The organism is Pseudomonas oryzihabitans NBRC 102199 (assembly GCF_000730625.1).
GTDB classification, from domain to species: Bacteria; Pseudomonadota; Gammaproteobacteria; order Pseudomonadales; family Pseudomonadaceae; genus Chryseomonas; species Chryseomonas oryzihabitans.
Window position 1 is genome coordinate 360,505 of record NZ_BBIT01000013.1, and the last position, 20,934, is coordinate 381,438.

Genomic DNA, 20,934 nt, shown 5'->3' on the forward strand with positions numbered 1-20,934 from the left:
AATGATGGCCGATAGTTTTTCCGAGCAGGCCGTGCAGAGCCTGCTGGACACCGACTTCTACAAGCTCACCATGATGCAGGCCGTCCTGCACAACTATCCCAATGCGGAAGTCGAGTGGGCCTTTCGCTGCCGCAACGACGAAGACCTGCGTCCCTACCACGCGGCCATTCAGGCCGAGATCGATGCCCTGGCCGATGTCGCCATCAGCGACAGCCAGCTGGCCTTTCTCGAGCGCATCCCCTTCATCACCCCCGACTTTATCCGCTTCCTGCGACTGTTCCGTTTCAATCCCTCCTATGTGTTCCTCGGTGAGGAGGAGGGGCGCTTCACCCTGACCCTGAAAGGCCCCTGGCTGCACCTGATCCTGTTCGAGGTGCCGATCCTGGCGCTGATCAGCGAGGTGCGCAATCGCCAGCGCCATGCCGACCTGCCGCTGCAGGTGGCCCGGGATCAGCTCTATCGCAAGTTCGACTGGCTGGCCCGGGAGGCGGGCGCCGACGAGCTGGCCGAATTCAAGATGGCCGACTTCGGCACCCGGCGGCGCTTCTCCTATGGCGTGCAGGAGATGGTGGTGCGCAGCCTCAGGGACGACTTCCCCGGTCGCTTCGTCGGCACCAGTAACGTCCACCTGGCCTGGAAATTGGGCGTCGCGCCCCTGGGTACCATGGCCCACGAGTGGCTGATGGCGCACCAGCAACTGGGTCCGCGGCTGATCGACAGCCAGATCGCCGCCCTCGACTGCTGGGTACGGGAGTATCGCGGACAACTCGGCATCGCCCTGACCGACACCATCACCATGGAGGCCTTCCTGCGCGATTTCGATCTCTACTTCGCCAAGCTGTTCGACGGCCTGCGCCATGACAGCGGCGATCCCCTGCAGTGGGCGGAAAAGGCCATCGCCCACTATCAGCAGCTGGGCATCGACCCCCTGACCAAGACCCTGGTGTTTTCCGATTCGCTCAATCTGGAAAAGGCCCTCGCCCTGTTCCGGGCCCTGCGCGAGCGGATCAACGTGAGCTTTGGCATCGGCACCCATTTCACCTGCGACATCCCGGGAGTACAGCCGATGAACATGGTGCTCAAGATGAGTCGCTGCAACGGCCAGCCGGTGGCGAAGATCTCCGACGCCCCGGGCAAGGCCCAGGGCGGCGAGCCGGACTTCCTGCACTATCTGCGGCACGTCTTCCAGGTCAACGGCGCCTAGATACGGTTAGCTCTCAGAGCCTTTTTATAATCTCGCGAGCTAGAGACAAACAAGGCCTGGGCGGCCCCGCAAAAAGGCTTGAGGAAGCGGACCGGGCTCGCGCGCGAGTTTACGAGTGGTAAATGAGCATTCCGACGGGGCTGGCCTTCCAGAGCCTTTTCAACGCAGTTTGGCCGACGCGCAGCAGGTTATAAACAGGCTCTCAGGACGAGCAGCTGATCTCCAGGTGCTTGCCCCAGTCCGGCGGCCGCTGGGCGAAGCGTTCGCGTCCCGGCTGGGCTTCGAAGGGGCGTGACAGCACCTCGTGCAGCAGGCGCACCTCGCTGTAGTCGCCCGCTTCGGCCTGCTCGATCGCCTGCTGGGCCAGGTAGTTGCGCAGCACATACAGCGGATTGGCCGCGTTCATGCGGGTGGTGCGCGCGGCCGCCGCGCCGCCTTCGGCGTCCAGGCGGGCGCGATAGGCCTGGCTCCAGTCGTCGAAGCCGCGCAGGTCGATGAAGTCCTCGCGCACCCGGGCCAGCGCCGCGGCGGGTTCCTCTTCGCCCAGCTGGCGGAAGAACAGGTGATAGTCCACACCGCCCTGCTGCATCAGGGCCAGCAGGCGTTCGACCAGCTCCTGGTCTTCTTCCCGCGCTTCCTGCAGACCCAGGCGTCGGCGCATCAGGTCGAGGTAATGCGCCTGATACAGCGGCAGGAAGAGCGCGATGCTCTCCTGCAGCGTCTCGACCGCCACCTTGGGTGTCAATGCCTGGGCCAGGGCCGCCAGGTTCCAATGGGCGATGGGCACCTGGTTGCTATAGGAGTAGCGCCCCGTGTGATCGGAGTGGTTGCAGATGAACTGGGCGTCGAAGTCGTCGAGAAAGGCGAAGGGGCCGAAGTCGAAGGTGAGACCCAGGATCGAGAAGTTGTCGGTGTTCATCACCCCATGGCAGAAGCCATAGGCCTGCCAGTAGGCGATCAGCCGGGCGTTGCGTTCGACCACCTCGCGAAACAGCGCCGCCCAGGGTTCCGGGGTGCCCAGCAGGTCGGGGAAGTGCGCGGCCAGGACGTGTTCGCCCAGTTGCTCCAGCAGGGAGTGCTGGCGGGTGTAGTAGAAGTATTCGAAGTGGCCGAAGCGCACATGGCTGGGGGCCATGCGCAACAGGGTGGCGCCGGTTTCCAGCCGCTCGCGCACCACCTGGGTGCTGGAGCCGATCACGCACAGGGCGCGGGTGGTCGGGATGCCCAGGGCGTGCAGGGCCTCGGAGGCGAGGAATTCGCGGATCGAGGAGCGCAGCACGGCGCGGCCGTCGCCCATGCGCGAGAAGGGCGTGAGGCCGGCGCCCTTGAGGTGCAGATCCCAGTGCTCGCCGCGGTCGTTGACCACCTCGCCCAGCAGCAGGCCGCGGCCATCGCCGAGGCGGGGGTTGTAGGAACCGAACTGATGGCCGGAATAGACCATGGCCCGGGGCTCGGCGCTGTCCCAGAGCTGGGCCCCGGCGAACACCTGGGTGAACTCGGGCGTCTCGGCCACCGCCGGATCCAGGTCCAGCAGGGCCAGGGCGGAGGGCGAAGCGACCACCAGCCGCGGATCGTCCAGCGGCCGGGGGTCGATACGGGTGGAGAAGTCATCGCCCAGGCGGGCGAATCTGTTGTCGAAGGTCAGGTCGAGCAGCTGTTTCATGGGTATCCCAGGGGCTGTAGAGCCTTTCCATAATCTCGCGAGCTAGAGCCAAACAAGGCGAAAAGGGCTGAGGAAGCGGAGTTTACGCAGGGTAAATGAGCATTCCGAAGCCATTTTCAACGCCGTTTGGCCGACGCGCAGCAGATTATGGACAGGCTCCTAGTGGCCGTCAGGCCTTGGATGGCTTGGGATCCTCGGCCTCCTGCTGGGCATCCCCTTCAGTTAGGAGAGGCTTTTTGCCCAGTTGTTTCTCCGCTCCGTGTCGATTCTTCAGGGTGATCTCCATCTGCGGCGTGGACAGCAGGTTGATGCCGGCGTCGCGCAGCAGCTGGTCGACCCGGCGGATCAGCTCATCGGTGGCGGCGCTGCGATCGCCCAGTTCCCGGACATAGATGCGCAGTTCGTGATCCAGGGTGGTGGCGCCGTAGTGGGTGACGAACAGCGAGGGTTCGGGGTCGTGGAGCACCCGCGCATTCTCCTTGACCGCCTGCATGATCAGCTGTTGCGCCTGGGCCAGGTCACTGCCGCGATTGACGCCGAAGGTCAGCACGATACGGGTGACGGTGTCGGTCAGCGTCCAGTTGATCAGCTGGCTGGTGACAAAGGTCTTGTTCGGCACCACCACCGACTTGCGGTCGGCGTCGGTGATATGGGTGGCGCGGATGCGGATCTTGTTCACCGTACCGGTCACGTTGCCGATGGTGATGAGATCACCGACGCGCACCGGGCGCTCGAAGAGGATGATCAGGCCGGAGATGAAGTTACCGAAGATCTCCTGCAAGCCGAAACCCAGACCGACCGAGAGGGCGGTGGCAAGCCACTGCAGCTTGTCCCAGCTCACCCCCAGGGTCGCCAGGGTGGTCACGGTGCCGAAGCCGACGATGACGTAGGAGAGCAGGGTGGTGGTGGCGTAGGCGCTGCCCTGGGCCAGATTCAGCCGCGACAGCACCAGCACCTCCAGCAGGCCCGGCAGGTTGCGCGCCAGGGCGACGGTGAGACCGGCGATCACCAGGGCGATGATGAACACCCGCAGCGTCAGGGGTACCTGGGTGGCGGCGGCGCCGGTACCGCTGGTGTACTGGTAGAGGGTGACGTTGTCCAGGTAGGAGAACACCGCCACCACATCGGCCCAGACCAGGTAGAGCACGCCGAGGAAGGCCAGCAGCAGGGTCAGGCGCAGCAGGCGCGAGGACTGCTGGTTGACCTGTTCCATGTCCAGGGTCGGCTCCTGCACCACCTCGACGCCCTCGGCGTCTTCCTGCTGCGCCTGGCGCTTCTGGATGGCGCGCTGGTAGGCCAGGCGTCGCGCGGCCACGCTCAGGCCGCGGGCCAGGGTGGCTTCGAGGATGATCCAGGCCATCAGCACATAGAGGGTGTCCACCAGCCGATCGGTGAGCTTGAGCGCGGTGTAGTAGTAGCCAAAGAGCACGGCGAAGAACAGCACGGCCGGAATGGCGGTGATCATCAGGCCGAGCAGCAGGCGGAAGAACGGCAGGCGCTCGCGGGCGGTGGCATTGAGCAGGGAGCGACCGAGCATCCAGGCCAGGCTGGCATAGGCGACCAGCACGATGAGGATGCCGAGGACGTCGTCGGCGAGGCCGGCGAGCTGGCGCTCGGCGATGGCCACCACCGCCATCAGCGCCAGGGCCAGCAGACCCACCCGTCTGACCAGCCGGCGCAGCGACTGCGCCTGGGGCCGCGCCCAGCGGAAGTGGGTCTCGGCCACGCCGCCGGAGGCCAGCAGGCGATACACCGTGTAGAACACCAGCCAGCCGGCGGCGATCTCCAGCAGCGCCGCGCCGATGGCGGCGTTGACCCCGCGTTCGTCACCCTCCAGGGCCACGCCGCCCAGCCAGAGCACCAGACTCGCCGGCAGGCCCAGCAGGATGGTAAGCAGGATGGCCTGGGGCGTGTGCAGCTGGCTGTCCCGCTGATAGTGGCCGATGTCCTGGTTGAGCTTGTTGACCCGCCCATGGATGCGCGGGCGTTGCCAGATCAGGGTGGCGAAAGCCAGTACCAGCGGCAGCAGCAGCAGCGGCCGCTCGGCCAGACCGACATAGAGTTCGTGCAGGCTTGAGCCCCAGGGCACGTCGCGCAGTTGCTGCAGCAGCTTGCGGGGCGCGGTCTTGACCCAGTTCCAGTCCAGCGGCTTGTTGCTGGGAATCCAGAACATCTGCTCGTCGAGGGTGCCGCGCAGGCTGGTGATGGTGCTGCGCAGCTGGTTCTGGTTGAGCTGCAGATCGATGGATTCGCTGAGCAGGGCATTGAGCTCGGTGTTGAGACGCTCCTGCAATTCGCTGCGGGTCTTGAGCAGGTCGAGCAGTTGCTGACGCAGCTGCGGGGTGGCCTTTTCCGGCGGCTGCTGGGCCAGCAGATTGTCGACATAGCCTTCCGGATTGGCGATCTGGGCGCGCTGCTGATTGAGTTCGAACTGATAGAGGCGCAGATCGGCGATGTCGTCGGTGAGGTCCTTGTTGACCTTGACCGAGGGCAGCGCCGCCCGCTGCTGATAGAGCAGCTTGGACAGCAGCACGCTGCCCTTGAGCACGCCGATCTGCTGTTCCATGTTCTCGGTGGTCTGCTTGAGCTGATCCAGCTGCTGGCGCGACTCGAGATTGCGGCGATTGAGGTCGTTGAGGCGATCGGTGGCGCGCAGCAGGTAGTCGGACAGTTGCAGATTGAGCCCGGTCTCCTGGGACAGCACATCGTCCCCGGCGGTCTTTTCCGATTCGCGCGAGGCTTCGGCCAGGGTCTTTTCCGATTGCTGGCGGCGCTTGCCGCTGATCAGCGTCTGCAGGTCCAGGGTTTCCTGCTCGTAGCGCTTGACCTGCTCGGTGAAGAGTTCGCGGCGGATGGCGCCCAGATCCTGCAGCACGCTGTTGCCGGCCAGTTCCTGGCGCAGCAGCTGGATCTGCGCATTGGCGGCCGCCTGTTCCGCCAGCAACTGCCCGCGCCGCTCGGCGGTGAGGGGCTTGGCGTTCTCGCGTCCGGCCTTGAGCAGATCGGCGATCTGCTGCAGGCGCGTCTGCAGATTGGCGATGTCCACCTGGGCGCGCTCGGGACGGGTCTGGGCGTTGATCACCAGACTGTTGGCCGCATTGAGGTCGTCCTGCACGCTGTTGAGCGCCAGGCTGGTCTCGCTCAGGCGCTGCTCCAGGGCCTGGGGTGTGGCGCCGGCATAGCGCTGTTCGGCCGGCTTGATCGGTTCGGCGCGCAGCCGCGCCAGTTGCCGCTGGGCGTCCTTGGTCTGCTGCGGCGCCTGGGCCAGTTGCTGGCGCAGATCGGCCAGCTGCTTGACGTACTGGTCGCGCTGGTCGAGCAGCTTGAGGGTCTGCTGCAGGCTGTCCTGGGCGGCGCTCTGCTCGGGGGCGGGCAGCTTGCGATCGGCCAGGCCGTTCAGATTCTGCTGCACCTGCTGGGCATCCGGCGGCCCGGAATCCTGAGCGACGGCGGGAAGGGTGAACAGGCAGCCGCAGAGGGCGGCGGCGCGAAGCAGAGCGGACAGGCGGTGCATGCGGCAGGCGTCGGGCAGTGGAAAGGCGCGAGGTTAAAGCCAGGCTGCCTGGGGTGCAAGGCAGCACCCCTCAAGCCGCGAACCCGGTTCATCCATCGTTAAAGAAAGAGCGCGGGCCCGCTGTTGCGCCCTTCGGGAAACTTCACACCCACCTTGCGCACGCGCTTGTTCTCGATGGCCGCGACGATCCACACCAGGCCGTTCCATTCCACCAGGTCGCCAACGATGGGTTCGCCGCCGATCTCGTGGGTGATGAAGCTGCCGAGGCGCTGGTTGCCGTCCACCTCGCCCAGTTGCAGGCCGTAGAGCGCAGCCACGGCGCTGAGTTCGGCGTCGGCTTCGAGGACGAAGTCGCCAAAGAATCTCTGGGTCTGCTGCGGCGCCTGGCTGAACAGCCGCCCCAGGGCCGGCAGGTCGTGTTCGTGGCCGACCACGCAGAGGATGTCGCCGGCTTCCAGGGTGGTACTGCCGGAGGGGTGGAGCAGGGTCTCGCCGCGGAACAGCGCGGCGATACGGGTGCCCTCGGGCATCTTCAGCTCGCGCAGGGCGGCGCCGATGCACCACTTCTCGGCGCCCAGACGATAGATGAACAGCTCCCATTCGCTGGTCGGGTGAACCTGCAACCCGGCGCGGGAGAAGGGCGCCGGTTCCGGCGGCACCGTCACCTTGAGCAGCTTGGCCGCCAGCGGCAGACTGGAGCCCTGCACCAGCAGCGACACCAGCACGATGAAGAAGGCCACGTTGAAGAACAGCTGGGCCTGGGGCAGCCCGGCCATCATCGGGAACACCGCCAGGATGATAGGGACTGCGCCGCGCAGCCCGACCCAGGCGATAAAGGCCTTTTCCCGGTCATGGAAGGCGCGGAAGGGCAGCAGGCCGATGGCCACCGACAGCGGGCGGGCGACCAGGATCATCCACAGGGCCAGGCCCAGGGCGGGCAGGGCGATGGGCAGCAGGTTGTGCGGCTCCACCAGCAGGCCCAGCACCAGGAACATGCCGATCTGCGCCAGCCAGGCCATGCCATCGAGCATGTGCAGCATGCCGTGGCGGCTGCGGATCGGCAGATTGCCCATCAGCAGACCGGCCAGGTAGACGGCGAGAATGCCGCTGCCATGGGCGGCGTTGGTCAGGGCGAAGATCAGCAGGCCACCGCTGATGGCCAGCAGCGGATAGAGGCCGTCGGCGAGGTGGATGCGGTTGATCAGTTGCAGCAGCAGCCAGCCCCCGCCGAGGCCGATCACCCCGCCGATGGCGAATTCGCTGACGAAATGGCCCAGCAGACTCCAGCTGAAGCCGCTCTGGCCGCTGGCGAGCATCTCGATCAGGGTGACGGTGAGAAACACCGCCATGGGGTCGTTGCTGCCGGATTCGATTTCCAGGGTCGCGGTGACCCGTTCGTTGAGGCCGCGGCCACCGAGCAGGGAAAACACCGCCGCGGCATCGGTGGAGCCGACGATGGCGCCGATCAGCAGGCCCTGCAGCAGGCTGAGATCGAACAGCCAGGCGGCGGCGACCCCGGTCAGGCCGGTGGTGATCATCACCCCCACGGTGGCCAGCGACAGCGCCGGCCAGAGCGCCACGCGGAAACTCGACACCCGGGTGCGCATGCCGCCGTCGAGCAGGATCACCGCCAGCGCCAGGTTGCCCACCAGGTAGGCCATCGGATAGTTGTCAAAGGCGATGTGACCGGGGCCGTCGACGCCGGCGAACATGCCGACCACCAGGAAGATCACCAGGATCGGGATGCCGACCCGCGAGGAAATCGAGCTGACCAGAATCGACAGGCCGATCAGCACCGCACCGATCAAGAACAAGCTGTTGATGGTGACAGCGTCCAAGCGTGACTCCTGGGGTAAAGAATTGAAGAACCAGGGGATTTAACCCGCTGGGTGGCCGGGGTGTCAAAGCGCGACGCCGCGGGTGCCCGAGGAAGGCGGTACACTGTAGGGCTGACGCTGGAGTATCCCATGAATTACCGACACGCCTTCCACGCCGGCAACCACGCCGATGTCTTCAAGCACGCCACCCTGTTGCGCCTGGCCGCGCTGCTGGCGCGCAAGGAGACGCCCTTCGTCTATCTGGACAGCCATTCCGGCGTGGGTCGCTATGACCTGGCCGGCGACCAGGCCAGCCGTACCGACGAATGGCGCGAAGGCATCGGACGTCTGTGGGCCCTGGAATCCGCGCCGGCGGCCTTTGTCGGCTATCGCGAAGCGGTGGCGGCGCTCAATCCCGATGGCGCGCTGCGCTACTACCCGGGTTCGCCCGAATTGATGCGCCAGGCGCTGCGCCCTCAGGATCGACTGCTGCTCAATGAGCTCCACCCCGAGGACGGTCGTCTGCTCAAGGAAAACATGGCTGGAGATCGCCGGGTGGCGGTGCACCAGAAGGATGGCTGGCTGCTGCCCAGGGCGCTGCTGCCGGTGCCGGAGCGCCGGGCCCTGCTGCTGATCGATCCGCCGTTCGAGAAAACCGACGAGCTGGAGCGCTGCGCCAAGGCGGTCGCGGAGGCCGTCGGCCGCATGCGCCAGACGGTGATCGCGCTCTGGTATCCGATCAAGGATCGCCGCCAGCTCAGGCGCTTCCATGCCGGGCTGCAGGCCAGCGGCGCGCCCAAGTTGCTCAACGTCGAGTTGCTGATCCGCGCGGCGGACGATCCCACCCGGCTCAACGGCTCGGGACTGGCCATCGTCAATCCGCCGTGGGGGCTGGAAGAAGAATTGCGCGAGTTGTTGCCCTGGCTGGCCGAGCACCTGGCCCAGGGTGAAGGCAGCTGGCGACTGGACTGGCTGATCGCAGAATAGCGAGGCCGGGACCGTTGGGCTTCGCTGGGCTCAACCCAACCTACCGGGGAAGAGCCTGGCGCAGGTTGGGTTGAGGCGGCGCTACCGCCGCAGCCCAACAGAGAAAGCCGCCGCAGCGGCTCGGGATCAGACCGCGAGGCTGGGCGGCAGGCAGACACCGGTACCGGCCAGGCCGCAGTAGCCGTTGGGATTCTTCGCCAGGTATTGCTGGTGATAGGCCTCGGCGTAGTAGAAGGGCGGCAGCGGGGCGATCTCGGTGGTGATCTCGCCATAGCCGGCCTCGGCCAACTGCGCCTGGAAGGCGGCCTGGCTGGCTTCGAAGGCTTCCCGCTGGCTGTCGTCGGCGTAATACAGGGCCGAGCGATACTGGGTTCCAACGTCGTTGCCCTGGCGCATGCCCTGGGTCGGATCGTGGGCTTCCCAGAAGATCTTCAGCAACGCCTCCAGCGAGGTCTGGGCCGGATCGAACACCACCAGCACCACCTCGGTATGACCGGTCAGGCCGGAGCAGACCTCTTCGTAGGTGGGGTTGGGGGTATGGCCGCCGGCATAGCCGGCCGCGGTGGTCCAGACGCCGGGTTGTTGCCAAAAGCGCCGCTCGACGCCCCAGAAGCAGCCCATGCCCACCACCAGACTCTGCAGGCCGGCGGGGAAGGGGCCTTGCAACGGATTGCCGTTGACATAGTGGGCCGCGGGTACGGCCATGGCCGTCTCGCGGCCGGGCAGTGCCTGCTCGGCGGCGGGCAGATGGGTCTTCTTGGTCAGGATTTCGGAACGCAGGACCATGGGATACCTCGTGGGAAAGGGCCAGGCGAAAGGCTCAGTGTACGCAAAATCGCGGCAGCGGGGTCAGTCCGCGCGGCGGGTCAGCGCGTCGGCAGGTAACGCGCCAGGGCGGCGTCGAGCTGGTCGGCCGGGATGGGCTTGTCGAACAGATAGCCCTGGCCGATATCGCAGCGATGGTGGCGCAGGAAAGCCAGCTGTTCGGTCGTCTCGATGCCCTCGGCAACCACCTGCAGCCGCAGGTTGTGGGCCATGGCGATCACCGCGGAGGTGATTTCCATGTCGTCCTGGTTGTCCGGGATGTCCTTGATGAAACTCCTGTCGATCTTGATGACGTCGATGGGGAATTTTTTCAAGTAGCTGAGCGACGAATAACCGGTGCCGAAGTCGTCCATCGCCAGGCTCATGCCCAGGTGCTTGAGGGCTTCGAGGGTGTTGCGGGTGGCGTCGGTGGCATCCAGCAGGAGGCTTTCGGTCAGTTCCAGCTCCAGCCGCTTGGGCGCGATGCCCTCCTCGTCGAGGATGGTGACGAAGGACTGCACCAGGTCGGGATCGGTGAACTGCTTGGGCGACAGGTTGATGGCGATCTGCAGATCGTCGAAGCCGGCGGCGTCGAGGCGGTGCAGCTGGCGGCAGACCTCGCGGATGATCCATTTGCCGATGGGCACGATGAGCCCGGTTTCCTCGGCGATGCTGATGAACTGATCCGGGCGGATCATGCCCTTTTCCGGGTGCTGCCAGCGGATCAGGGCCTCCAGTCCCAGCAACTTGGCGCGTTTCAGGCAGACCTTGGGCTGGTAGTGCACCAGCAGTTCGTTCTGCTCCAAGGCCCGGCGCAGGTTGTTCTGCACGAACAGCTTGTTGCTGGCCTCGGCGATCAGCGCCTCGGTGAACACCTGGACCTGATGGCCGCCAGTGGCCTTGGCCCGGTGCAGGGCGAGGCCGGCGTGCTTGATCAGGGTCTGCGGATCGGTCTCGTGCGGTCGCGCGGTGGTCAGGCCGATCGAGCAGCTGATCAGGGTCGGGTGGCCTTCCACATAGAGCGGCGGATCCAGGGCCACCAGGGTGTCGCGGGCCAGGCTGTCGGCGGCGACCGCGTCCATGCCTTCGAGCAGCACGGCGAATTCGTTGCTGGCGATGCGGGCGATCAGCGCGCCCGTGCCCAGGGCGCTGCGCAGGCGCCGGGCCAGACCCACCAGCAGCTGGTCGCCGATACGATGCCCCAGGCTGTCGTTGACCCTCTTGAAGTTGTCGACGTCCACCAGCAGCAGCGAGTGTTCGCGGTTGGGATTGGACTGCTCCAGGCGGGCTTCCAGGCGGGCGATGAAGTGGCTGCGATTGGCCAGCCCGGTGAGGCTGTCGCGAAACACCAATTCGTCGTTGTGCTGCTGGGCGAAGCGGGTCTTGCTGGTGTCCTGGAAGATGCCCAGATAGCCCTGCAGGTCGCCATTGGGCTGCTTGATCTTGGACAGCGACAGCTGGCCCCAGTAGCTCTCGCCGTCCCGGCGATAGCAGCGCAGTTCGCCCTGCCAGCTGTCCTGGTGCGCCAGGCGTTGCCAGGCTTCGTAGAGCAGCTCGCCCCAGTTTTCCAGGGCGGGCAGGGATTCGACGTGCAGCCCCTGGAGCTTGCCGATGGGATAGCCGGTGATCCGCGCGAAGCTGTCGGTGGCGTGCTCCAGGCAACCGCTGGCATCCAGCAGCAGGAAGGCATCGTTGCTGGCTTCCATCACCCGGGTCAGGGGGTGGGCGAGCTTGGACGGGCGCTGCGGTTGCTGGAGCAGGGCGGCCAGGCATTCCGCCAGGCTGCGAGCGAAGGCGACGTCCTCGGCTTCCCAGGTGGCCGCTCGGTCCCGTCGCAGGCAGAGCAGACCGGTCAGTTGACCGTCGTGCAGCAGTGCCACGTCCAGCGCCGTTCCGCCTCCGCTGTGGGACGGGTGCAGCACCTGGCTGGCGTCTTCGATCACGCCCTGCTCGCGCAACCGGCGCCGGTGGTCGCTGCACAGGGTCGGCAGGCGTTCTTCCTTGCACAGGGTGACGAGGCCATTGCCCTCGTAGCGCCACAGGCTGAGTTCGTCCACGGCAAAGGCGGCCGGGCCCTGGGCGCGCAGCAGCTGCACCAGGTCGTCGTCCACCGGCGCCTGGCGCAGGGCCAGGCGGGACAATTCGAGCAACAGGCTCTGCCGCGCCTGGGCCATCGCCAGGCGTTGCTGGCTGTGATCCTGGCTGTCCTGCAGGAGGGCCAGGGTCGAGCGCAGGGCCACGTTGTGGGCTTCCCATTCGCCGGCCAGGGCGTCGTCGTTCATCACCCGCAGCAGATAGCCGCGCAGCAGCGGGCGACCATGGCGCTGCAGACTCTCGCCGACCTCGACGACCTGGCAGGGCGCCGTGGGGGAGTGGAACAGGTAGCGCACCTGATAGCTGCCGTGTTCGGCCAGTTGCAACTGGATGTCTTCGTGGAGGCGATGACGGACGCTGGGCTCCATCAGGCTGGCATAGGGGGCATCGATGAGCGAGCACAGCGCCTGGGCGGGCAGGCCGAGGCTGGCTTCGCAGCGGGAATCGAGATAGAGCATCGCCCAGGAGGCTTCATTCAGACGCTCGAAACGCAGCAAGCCCAATCGGGCAGGAGCGCTGAGCGCGCCCGCCTGATCGGCTACCGCGGCATCGGCAGCATCGGAGTGAATACTCATGCGAGGGTCCGCGTCCTTGTGAAGACGGAAAGATGTCCTAGGTTTATCGGAAAGGACAGACAAATCATTAATCCTTTTTCCTTTCCGCCTCGCCAGCACGCTGGGATGGCTGTCAGGTTGCCCGATAGGGCCCGGCGCATGCAAGGGGCGGCGCTCAGGGCGCTCATCCTACCTTTTTCCTGGATCTTTCGGTTGATCTGACAGCAAAAACCCCGCGTGAGCGGGGTTTCTGAACTACACCAGGGGACGGTAACGGCCTTCCGTTACCGTCCTGTGGCGGTTTACAGCAGCAGACCGCGGATTTCCGCCAGCAGATCGCCCAGACGCTTGGTGAAGCGCGCGGCGGCCGCCCCGTTGATCACGCGGTGATCGTAGGACAGCGACAGCGGCAGCATCAGGCGCGGCTGGAAGGCCTTGCCGTCCCAGACCGGCTGCATGCTGGCCTTGGACACGCCGAGGATCGCCACTTCCGGGGCATTGACGATCGGCGTGAAGCCGGTACCGCCGATGTGACCCAGGCTGGAGATGGTGAAGCAGGCGCCCTGCATGTCGTCGCCGCTGAGCTTCTTGGTCCGCGCCTTTTCCGCCAGCTGGGCGGCTTCGGCGGCGAGTTGCAGCAGGCTCTTCTGGTCGACGTTGCGGATGACCGGGACTAGCAGGCCGTCCGGGGTGTCCACGGCGAAGCCGATGTGCACGTACTTCTTGCGGATCACCGCCTTGCCGCTGGGGGCCAGGGAGGCATTGAAGTCCGGCAGTTCCTTAAGCACATGGGCGCAGGCCTTGAGCAGGAACGGCAGGATGGTCAGCTTGACGCCGGCCTTTTCCGCCACGGCCTTCTGGCCGACCCGGAAGGCCTCCAGATCGGTCACGTCGGACTGGTCGAACTGGGTCACGTGGGGCACGTTCAGCCAGCTGCGATGCAGGTTGTTGGCACCGACCTGCATGAGGCGCGTCATCGGCACCTCTTCGATCTCGCCGAACTTGCTGAAGTCCACGGTGGGGATCGGCGGGATGCCGGCACCACCGGTGGCGCCGGCAGCCGCGGCCGGAGCCGCCTTGCTCTTCTGCAGCTGATCCTTGACGTAGGCCTGGACGTCTTCCTTGAGGATGCGACCCTTGGGACCGGTCGGGGTGACCTCGCCCAGATCGACACCGAACTCGCGGGCGACCATGCGCACGGCCGGGCCGGCATGGACCTTCTTGCCCTTGCCGGCGGCAGGGGCGCTGGCGGGAGCGGCGGCCTTGGCCGGCGCCTCGGCCTTCTTCTCGGCAGCCGGCGCGCTGGCGGTGTTGCCGGCAGCCGGCTTGGCCGCCTGCTTGGGCGCGGCACCGGCCACCTTCAGGGTCAGGATCAGATCGCCGGTCTTGGCCTGGTCGTTGACCTTGATGGCAACGCTTTCCACCACGCCCGCCTTGGGCGCCGGGATTTCCATGCTGGCCTTGTCGGACTCCAGCACGATCAGCGACTGCTCGGCCTTGACCTGGTCACCGGCCTTGACCAGCACCTCGATGACGTTGGCACTGCCGGTGGAGCCGATGTCGGGGACCTTGATCTCCTCGACCGATTCACCGGCCGGCTCGGCGGCGGCTTCCTCGTGCAGCTCGGGCTCGGCGGCTTCCTTGGCGGGCTTGTCGCCGGCCTTGGATTCGACGCTCTTGCTCGGCTTGGCATTGGCGGCGCCCTTGAGCACCAGGATCAGATCGCCGGTGCCCACTTCGTCGCCGACCTTGACGGAAACGCTCTCCACCACGCCGGCGGCGGGGGAGGGAATTTCCATGCTGGCCTTGTCGGACTCCAGGGTGATCAGCGTCTGCTCGGCGGCGATGGTGTCGCCGGGCTTGACCGCCACCTCGATGATGCTGGCCTTGCCGCTGGAGCCGATGTCGGGGACATGGATCTCCTGGGCTTCGCCTTCGCCGGCGGACGCCGAAGCGTCTTCGTCGCCGGCCGGCGTCGGGGTTTCGCTTTCCTCGACCTGGGTCTGCTTGGACTCGGCCTTGGGTTCGGCGGCGGGTTCGCTGCCGGTGGCGGCGTCCTCGCCTTCCAGGTCGATCAGCAGATCACCGGTCTTGAGGGTGTCGCCGACCTTGATGTGCAGGGCGGCGATCTTGCCGGCCTTGGGGGCCGGGATCTCCATGCTGGCCTTGTCGGACTCCAGCACCACCAGGCTCTGTTCGGCCTCGACGGTATCGCCGACCTTTACCAGCAGCTCGATGACTTCGCCGTCGCCACTGCCGATGTCGGGTACGCGGATGGTCTCGCTCACAGTTGTTTCCTCTTATCCGTGTGCCGCATCAGCAATCCAGGGGATTGCGCTTCTCGGTGTCGATGCCGAACTTGGTGATGGCATCGGCCACGACCTTGCGTTCCAGCTTGCCTTGGTTGGCCAGCGCCTGCAGAGCGGCGACGGCGACCCAACGGCGGTCGACCTCGAAGTGATCACGCAGCTTCTTGCGGCTGTCGCTGCGACCGAAGCCGTCGGTACCCAGCACCTGGAATTCGGTGGGGACCCACTGGCGAATCTGGTCGGCGAACAGCTTCATGTAGTCGGTGGAGGCGATGACCGGACCCTGGCGCTCGCCCAGGCACTGCTCGACATAGGTCAGGCGGCGCTCTTCCAGCGGGTGCAGGCGGTTCCAGCGATCCACGGCCAGGCCTTCACGGCGCAGTTCGTTGAAGCTGGTGACGCTCCAGATGTCGGCGCCGACGCCCATCTCGCGCAGCAGGCTCGCGGCAGCGCGGACCTCGTTGAGGATGGTGCCCGAGCCCAAGAGCTGGACGCGGTGCTTGAAGTCGCCCTTCTCTTCTTCCAGCAGGTACATGCCCTTGATGATGCCGTCCTCGACACCTGCGGGCATGGCCGGCTGCTGGTAGTTCTCGTTCATCACGGTGATGTAGTAGAAGACGCTCTGCTGCAGTTCCATCATCTGAAGGATGCCTTCGCGCATGATCACCGCCAGCTCGTAGGCATAGGTGGGATCGTAGCTGCGGCAGTTGGGGATGGTGCCGGCCAGGATGTGGCTGTGACCGTCCTCGTGCTGCAGGCCTTCACCGTTCAGGGTGGTGCGGCCGGAGGTGCCGCCCAGCAGGAAGCCGCGGGTCTGGGCATCGCCCGCCGCCCAGGCCAGGTCGCCGATGCGCTGGAAGCCGAACATCGAATAGAAGATGTAGACCGGCAGCATGGGCTGGTTGTAGTTGCTGTAGGCGGTACCGGCAGCGATGAAGGAGGACATGGCGCCGGCCTCGTTGAGGCCTTCCTGGAGGATCTGGCCGTCCTTCTCCTCGCGGTAGTACATCACCTGGTCGCGGTCGACCGGCTCATAGAGCTGGCCGTGGGGCGAGTAGATGCCCAGCTGGCGGAACATGCCTTCCATGCCGAAGGTACGGGCCTCGTCGGCGAGGATGGGCACGATGCGCTTGCCCAGATCCTTGTCCTTGACCAGTTGCGACAGGATGCGGCCGAAGGCCATGGTGGTGGAGATCTCGCGATCGCCGGAGCCGTCCAGTACCGCCTTCAGGGTGTCCAGGGGCGGCGTGGGGATGCTGATGCTGCGGGCGCGACGCTGAGGCAGGTGACCGCCCAGGGATTCGCGACGACTCATCAGGTACTTCATCTCGGCGCTGTCGTCGGCCGGACGATAGAAGGGCAGCTCGCTGAGCTGGGAGTCGTTCAGCGGGATGTCGAAGCGATCGCGGAATTTCTTCAGCGACTCCACATCGACCTTCTTGGTGTTGTGCGCGGTGTTCTTGGCTTCGCCCGCACCGGTGCCGTAGCCCTTGATGGTCTTGGCCAGGATGACGGTGGGCTGGCCCTTGTGGTTGACCGCCTGGTGGTAGGCCGCATAGACCTTGTAGGGGTCGTGACCGCCACGGTTGAGCTTCCAGATCTCGTCGTCGGACAGGTCCTCGACCATCTTCAGCAGCTCGGGGTTGGCGCCGAAGAAGTGCTTGCGCACATAGGCACCGTCTTTCGCCTTGTAGTTCTGGTATTCACCATCGACCACGGCGTCCATGCGCTGCTGCATGCGGCCTTCGGTGTCGCGGGCGAACAGCGGATCCCACATGCGGCCCCAGAGGACCTTGGTGACGTTCCAGTCGGCGCCGCGGAAGATGCCTTCCAGTTCCTGGACGATCTTGCCGTTGCCGCGGACCGGGCCGTCGAGGCGCTGCAGGTTGCAGTTGATGACGAAGATCAGGTTGTCGAGGTTCTCGCGGCCGGCCAGGGAGATGGCGCCCAGGGTTTCCGGCTCGTCGCACTCGCCGTCGCCGATGAAGCACCAGACCTTCTGCTTGCCGGCGGGGATGTAGCCGCGGTTCTCCAGGTACTTCATGAAGCGGGCCTGGTAGATGGCGGTGATCGGACCCAGACCCATGGACACGGTCGGGAACTGCCAGAAGTCGGGCATCAGGTGCGGGTGCGGGTAGCTCGACAGCCCCTTGCCGTCCACTTCCTGGCGGAAGTTGTTCATCTGGTCTTCGGAGAGGCGGCCTTCCAGGAAGGCACGGGCATAGACGCCGGGGGAGGCATGGCCCTGATAGTAGATCAGGTCGCCGCCGTGCTCTTCGTTGGGCGCCTTCCAGAAATAGTTGAAGCCGATGTCATAGAGGGTGGCGCTGGAGGCGAAGGTGGAGATGTGGCCACCCAGATCCGGATCCTTGAGGTTGGCGCGCATGACCATCGCCAGGGCGTTCCAGCGAACCAGCGAGCGGATGCGTCGCTCCATGAACAGGTCGCCCGGCATATGGGCTTCCTTGGTCACTGGAATGGTGTTGCGATAGGGGGTATTGATGGAGTAGGGCAGCTGGGTACCACTGCGGGTAGCCAGTTCGCCCATGCGGGTCATCAGATAATGAACGCGCTCCTCGCCTTCGTGGTCGAGGACGGACTCCAGGGCGTCCAGCCATTCCTGGGTTTCGACGGGATCGAGATCTTGCATGGCTTGCTCCAGGGCGGAAAGGCTTCCAAAATCGGTCGCCTCAGGGTCGCCGCCGGCCTCTTGGGGGCAGCGAAAATTCTTGGATTTATGACCGGACGGTTCCGATCGGCGTGTAGTTTTACTACAAATTCAAATCCGTTTCAGCTCCGAGCTGTAATGCGATAAAAAACAATTCGACGTTTGTCGAACGCGCTGCTCGAGGGCTCGCGAACTCCGAACCGCGGACGTGAAAACGGTTCCCGCTCGGACCAGGTGGTCCGTCGGAATGTCCCTGGCAGGGGGTTCGCGGCAGGGTGGCGGGATTCGACCGTCCCTGCGCAGGACTGCCCATGATACCCCTCCTTCGTCCCGATCTGCCTCCGACTCTCGTCGCATGTGCCGAGCTCGCCGACCGGCGTCTGGCCGACGCCCTGGCCACGCTGCCGGAGGCAGCGGCCCGCCAGGCGAACTGGTCCGCGGCGCAATGCGCCGACTGGCGACGGGTGGCTGCCCTCAGCGACTTCGTCGTCGAGCAGTTCTGCCGGTTGCCCGAGCCTTGCCTGGCGCTGGTCGACAGCGGCGACCTTGCGCTGTCGCTGGCGCCGGGGGCCATGGCGCAGCGCCTGCGCGACGCCCTGGCCGACTGCCCGGACGAAGCCGAACTGGGACGGCGGCTGCGGCGCTTCCGCATGCTGCAGCAGGTGCGCATCGTCTGGCGCGACCTGACCCGCCGCGCCGATCTGGTGGAGACCTGTCGCGACCTCAGCGACCTGGCCGATGCCTGCATCGACCAGGCCTGCGCCTGGCTGTACGCCCAGCAGTGCAGCCAGTTCGGCGTGCCGACCGGACGCCACAGCGGCCAGCCGCAGCAGCTGGTGGTGCTGGGCATGGGCAAGCTGGGCGCGGGCGAGTTGAACCTGTCGTCCGATATCGACCTGATCTTCGCCTATGGCGAAGCCGGGGAGACCCGCGGCGCGCGACGTGAACAGGACAACCAGGAATTCTTCACCCGCCTCGGGCAGCGCCTGATCAAGGCGCTGGACGCCGTCACCGTGGACGGCTTCGTCTTTCGCGTCGACATGCGCCTGCGGCCCTATGGCAGCGCCGGTGCCCTGGTGCTGAGCTTTGCCGCCATGGAGCTCTATTACCAGGACCAGGGGCGCGACTGGGAACGCTACGCCATGATCAAGGCGCGGGTGGTCGGTGGCGACCAGGCCAGCGGCGCCGAACTGCTGACCCTGCTGCGGCCCTTCGTCTATCGGCGCTATCTGGATTTCTCCGCCATCGAAGCCCTGCGCAGCATGAAGCAGCTGATCCGCCAGGAGGTGCGCCGGCGCGGCATGACCGACAACGTCAAGCTGGGCGCGGGTGGCATCCGCGAAGTGGAATTCATCGCCCAGGCCTATCAGCTGATCCACGGCGGACGCGATCCGGCGCTGCAGCAGCGACCGCTGCTCAGGGTGCTGACCAGTCTGCGCGAGCGCGACTATCTGCCGGCCGCGGCCGAAGCCGAGTTGCGCGAGGGCTATTGCTTCCTGCGCTATGTGGAGCACGGGCTGCAGGCCATCGCCGACCAGCAGACCCAGACCCTGCCGGTGGATCCCCAGGGCCGGGCGCGGGTGGCCTTTCTCATGGGCCATGCCGACTGGGATGAATTCAGCGCCGCGCTCGACGCCTGGCGCAGCCGCATCGACTGGCACTTCCAGCAGACCATCGCCGATCCCGAGGAGGAGACCCAGAGCGCCGAACTGGAAGACAGCTGGCTGCCGCTGTGGGACGACCTGCTCGATCCCGAGGAGTCCCTGGCGCGACTGCGCGAGGCGGGCTTCCAGGCGCCGGAGCAGGCGCTGGAATTGCTGGCCAGCCTGCGCGCCAGTGGTCAGGTGCGCGCCATGCAGCGCGCCGGTCGCGAACGCCTGGATGCCTTCATGCCGCGGCTGCTGGATGCGGTCAGCGCCGACGAGCAACCCGATCGGGCGTTGGAGCGGGTGCTGCCGCTGGTGGAGGCGGTGGCGCGCCGCTCGGCCTACCTGGTCCTGCTTAGCGAGAATCCGCCGGCCCTGGCGCGGCTGCTGGAACTCTGCGGCGCCAGTGCCTGGGTGGCCGAGCAGATCGCCCGCTATCCGGCGCTGCTCGACGAATTGCTCAACGAAGGGCGGCTCTATCATCCGCCGCAGAAGCCGGAACTGGCCGCCGAGTTGCGCGAGCGCCTGATGCGCTTGCCCGAAGAGGACCTGGAGCAGCAGATGGACGTGCTGCGCCACTTCAAGCGCGCCCACAGCCTGCGGGTGGCGGCGGCGGAGATCGCCGGCAGCCTGCCGCTGATGAAGGTCAGCGACTATCTCACCTGGCTGGCCGAGGTGATCCTCGAAGAGGTGTTCGGCCTGGCCTGGCGTCAGCTGGTGCAGCGTCATGGCACGCCGCAGCGGCGCGATGGCTCGCCCTGTCAGCCGGATTTCGTCATCGTCGGCTATGGCAAGGTGGGGGGCATCGAACTCGGCCACGGTTCGGATCTCGACCTGGTGTTCATCCACGACGCCGATCCCCTGGCCGAGACCGATGGCGCCAAGCCCATGGATGGCGCCCAGTTCTTCAATCGCCTCGGTCAGCGGATCATCCACCTGCTCACCACCACCACCCCGGTGGGCACCCTCTACGAGGTCGACATGCGCCTGCGGCCGTCCGGCGCGGCGGGGCTGCTGGTGAGTTCGCTGGAGGCCTTCGAGCGCTACCAGCAGAGCGAGGCCTGGACCTGGGAACACCAGGCCCTGGTGCGGGCGCGGGTGGTGGCGGGTTGCCCGCGGCTTGGCGAGCGCTTCGACGCGGTGCGGGCGCGCATCCTCGGTCGGCAACGGGAGCTTGCGACCCTGCAGGCCGACGTGGCCGGCATGCGCGACAAGATGCTCGACAACCTCGGCACCGCGCTGACCGCCGGCGGACTGGGGCCGAACGCACGCCGGCCGGAGCAGCTGTTCGACCTCAAGCAGGATGCCGGCGGTATCGTCGATATCGAATTTATGGTCCAATATGCCGTTCTGGCCTGGTCGTGGCAGCATCCCGAATTGCTGCGTTTTCCCGACAACATCCGCATCCTGGAATCCCTCGAAGCGGCTGGTCTGGTACCGGCCACGGACGCCATTGCCCTGCGCGAAGCCTACAAGGCCTACCGCGCCGCGCTGCACCGCCTGGTGCTGCAGAAGCAGCCGGGCAAGGTGCCGGCCGACGGCTTTCTCGCCGAGCGCGACGAAGTACGCCGTATCTGGCACGGCCTGGGGCTGGACACGCCGTCCGGCAATCCGGCCACCTTTTAGGCCGTCATCAGTAAGGAGAGGCAAGATGTCGATGTCCGTGCGCGAGCT

Annotated in this window: 10 protein-coding genes; 3 read left to right on the forward strand and 7 right to left on the reverse strand. The window is 66.1% G+C overall.

Annotated features, from left to right (window positions below; genetic code table 11):
* Nucleotide 1 precedes the first annotated feature (1 nt).
* Nucleotides 2-1,204: a nicotinate phosphoribosyltransferase gene (gene pncB / locus POR01S_RS15435; protein WP_027598540.1), complete on the forward strand. Its 1,203-nt coding sequence runs from the start codon at nt 2-4 to the stop codon at nt 1,202-1,204.
* Between the two features lie 202 nt (nt 1,205-1,406).
* Here the strand turns inward: pncB and selO are convergent, their stop codons facing one another.
* The 3 genes from selO to POR01S_RS15450 all read right to left on the reverse strand — a co-directional run bounded on the left by selO (nt 1,407) and on the right by POR01S_RS15450 (nt 8,219).
* Nucleotides 1,407-2,867: a protein adenylyltransferase SelO gene (gene selO / locus POR01S_RS15440; protein ID WP_042136844.1), complete on the reverse strand. Its 1,461-nt coding sequence runs from the start codon at nt 2,865-2,867 to the stop codon at nt 1,407-1,409.
* Between the two features lie 169 nt (nt 2,868-3,036).
* Nucleotides 3,037-6,381, reverse strand: a complete 3,345-nt coding sequence (gene mscK / locus POR01S_RS15445; RefSeq protein ID WP_042136846.1) for a mechanosensitive channel MscK — start codon at nt 6,379-6,381, stop codon at nt 3,037-3,039.
* A gap of 98 nt (nt 6,382-6,479) precedes the next feature.
* Nucleotides 6,480-8,219 (reverse strand): potassium/proton antiporter, encoded by a 1,740-nt coding sequence (locus tag POR01S_RS15450; RefSeq protein ID WP_027598543.1) that lies wholly within the window; start codon nt 8,217-8,219, stop codon nt 6,480-6,482.
* Between the two features lie 129 nt (nt 8,220-8,348).
* On the opposite strand from POR01S_RS15450, the gene POR01S_RS15455 reads away from it, so the two are divergent.
* On the forward strand, nt 8,349-9,185 hold the full coding sequence (locus POR01S_RS15455; protein WP_042136848.1) for a 23S rRNA (adenine(2030)-N(6))-methyltransferase RlmJ: 837 nt from the start codon (nt 8,349-8,351) through the stop codon (nt 9,183-9,185).
* A 126-nt stretch (nt 9,186-9,311) separates the two neighbouring features.
* Here the strand turns inward: POR01S_RS15455 and msrA are convergent, their stop codons facing one another.
* The 4 genes from msrA to aceE form a co-directional block, all read right to left on the reverse strand.
* A complete protein-coding gene (gene msrA, locus POR01S_RS15460) occupies nt 9,312-9,971 on the reverse strand; it encodes a peptide-methionine (S)-S-oxide reductase MsrA (RefSeq protein WP_007161945.1) in 660 nt (219 codons plus the stop codon).
* A gap of 80 nt (nt 9,972-10,051) precedes the next feature.
* Nucleotides 10,052-12,658 (reverse strand): putative bifunctional diguanylate cyclase/phosphodiesterase, encoded by a 2,607-nt coding sequence (locus POR01S_RS15465; protein WP_042136850.1) that lies wholly within the window; start codon nt 12,656-12,658, stop codon nt 10,052-10,054.
* Between the two features lie 281 nt (nt 12,659-12,939).
* Nucleotides 12,940-14,925, reverse strand: coding sequence for a dihydrolipoyllysine-residue acetyltransferase (gene aceF / locus POR01S_RS15470; RefSeq protein WP_027598546.1), 1,986 nt, complete (start codon nt 14,923-14,925; stop codon nt 12,940-12,942).
* A gap of 28 nt (nt 14,926-14,953) precedes the next feature.
* Nucleotides 14,954-17,596, reverse strand: a complete 2,643-nt coding sequence (gene aceE / locus POR01S_RS15475; RefSeq protein ID WP_042136852.1) for a pyruvate dehydrogenase (acetyl-transferring), homodimeric type — start codon at nt 17,594-17,596, stop codon at nt 14,954-14,956.
* Nucleotides 17,597-17,925: 329 nt separating this feature from the next.
* Between aceE and glnE the strand changes: the two genes are divergently transcribed.
* Nucleotides 17,926-20,886, forward strand: a complete 2,961-nt coding sequence (glnE, locus tag POR01S_RS15480; protein ID WP_042136854.1) for a bifunctional [glutamate--ammonia ligase]-adenylyl-L-tyrosine phosphorylase/[glutamate--ammonia-ligase] adenylyltransferase — start codon at nt 17,926-17,928, stop codon at nt 20,884-20,886.
* Nucleotides 20,887-20,934: the final 48 nt, after the last annotated feature.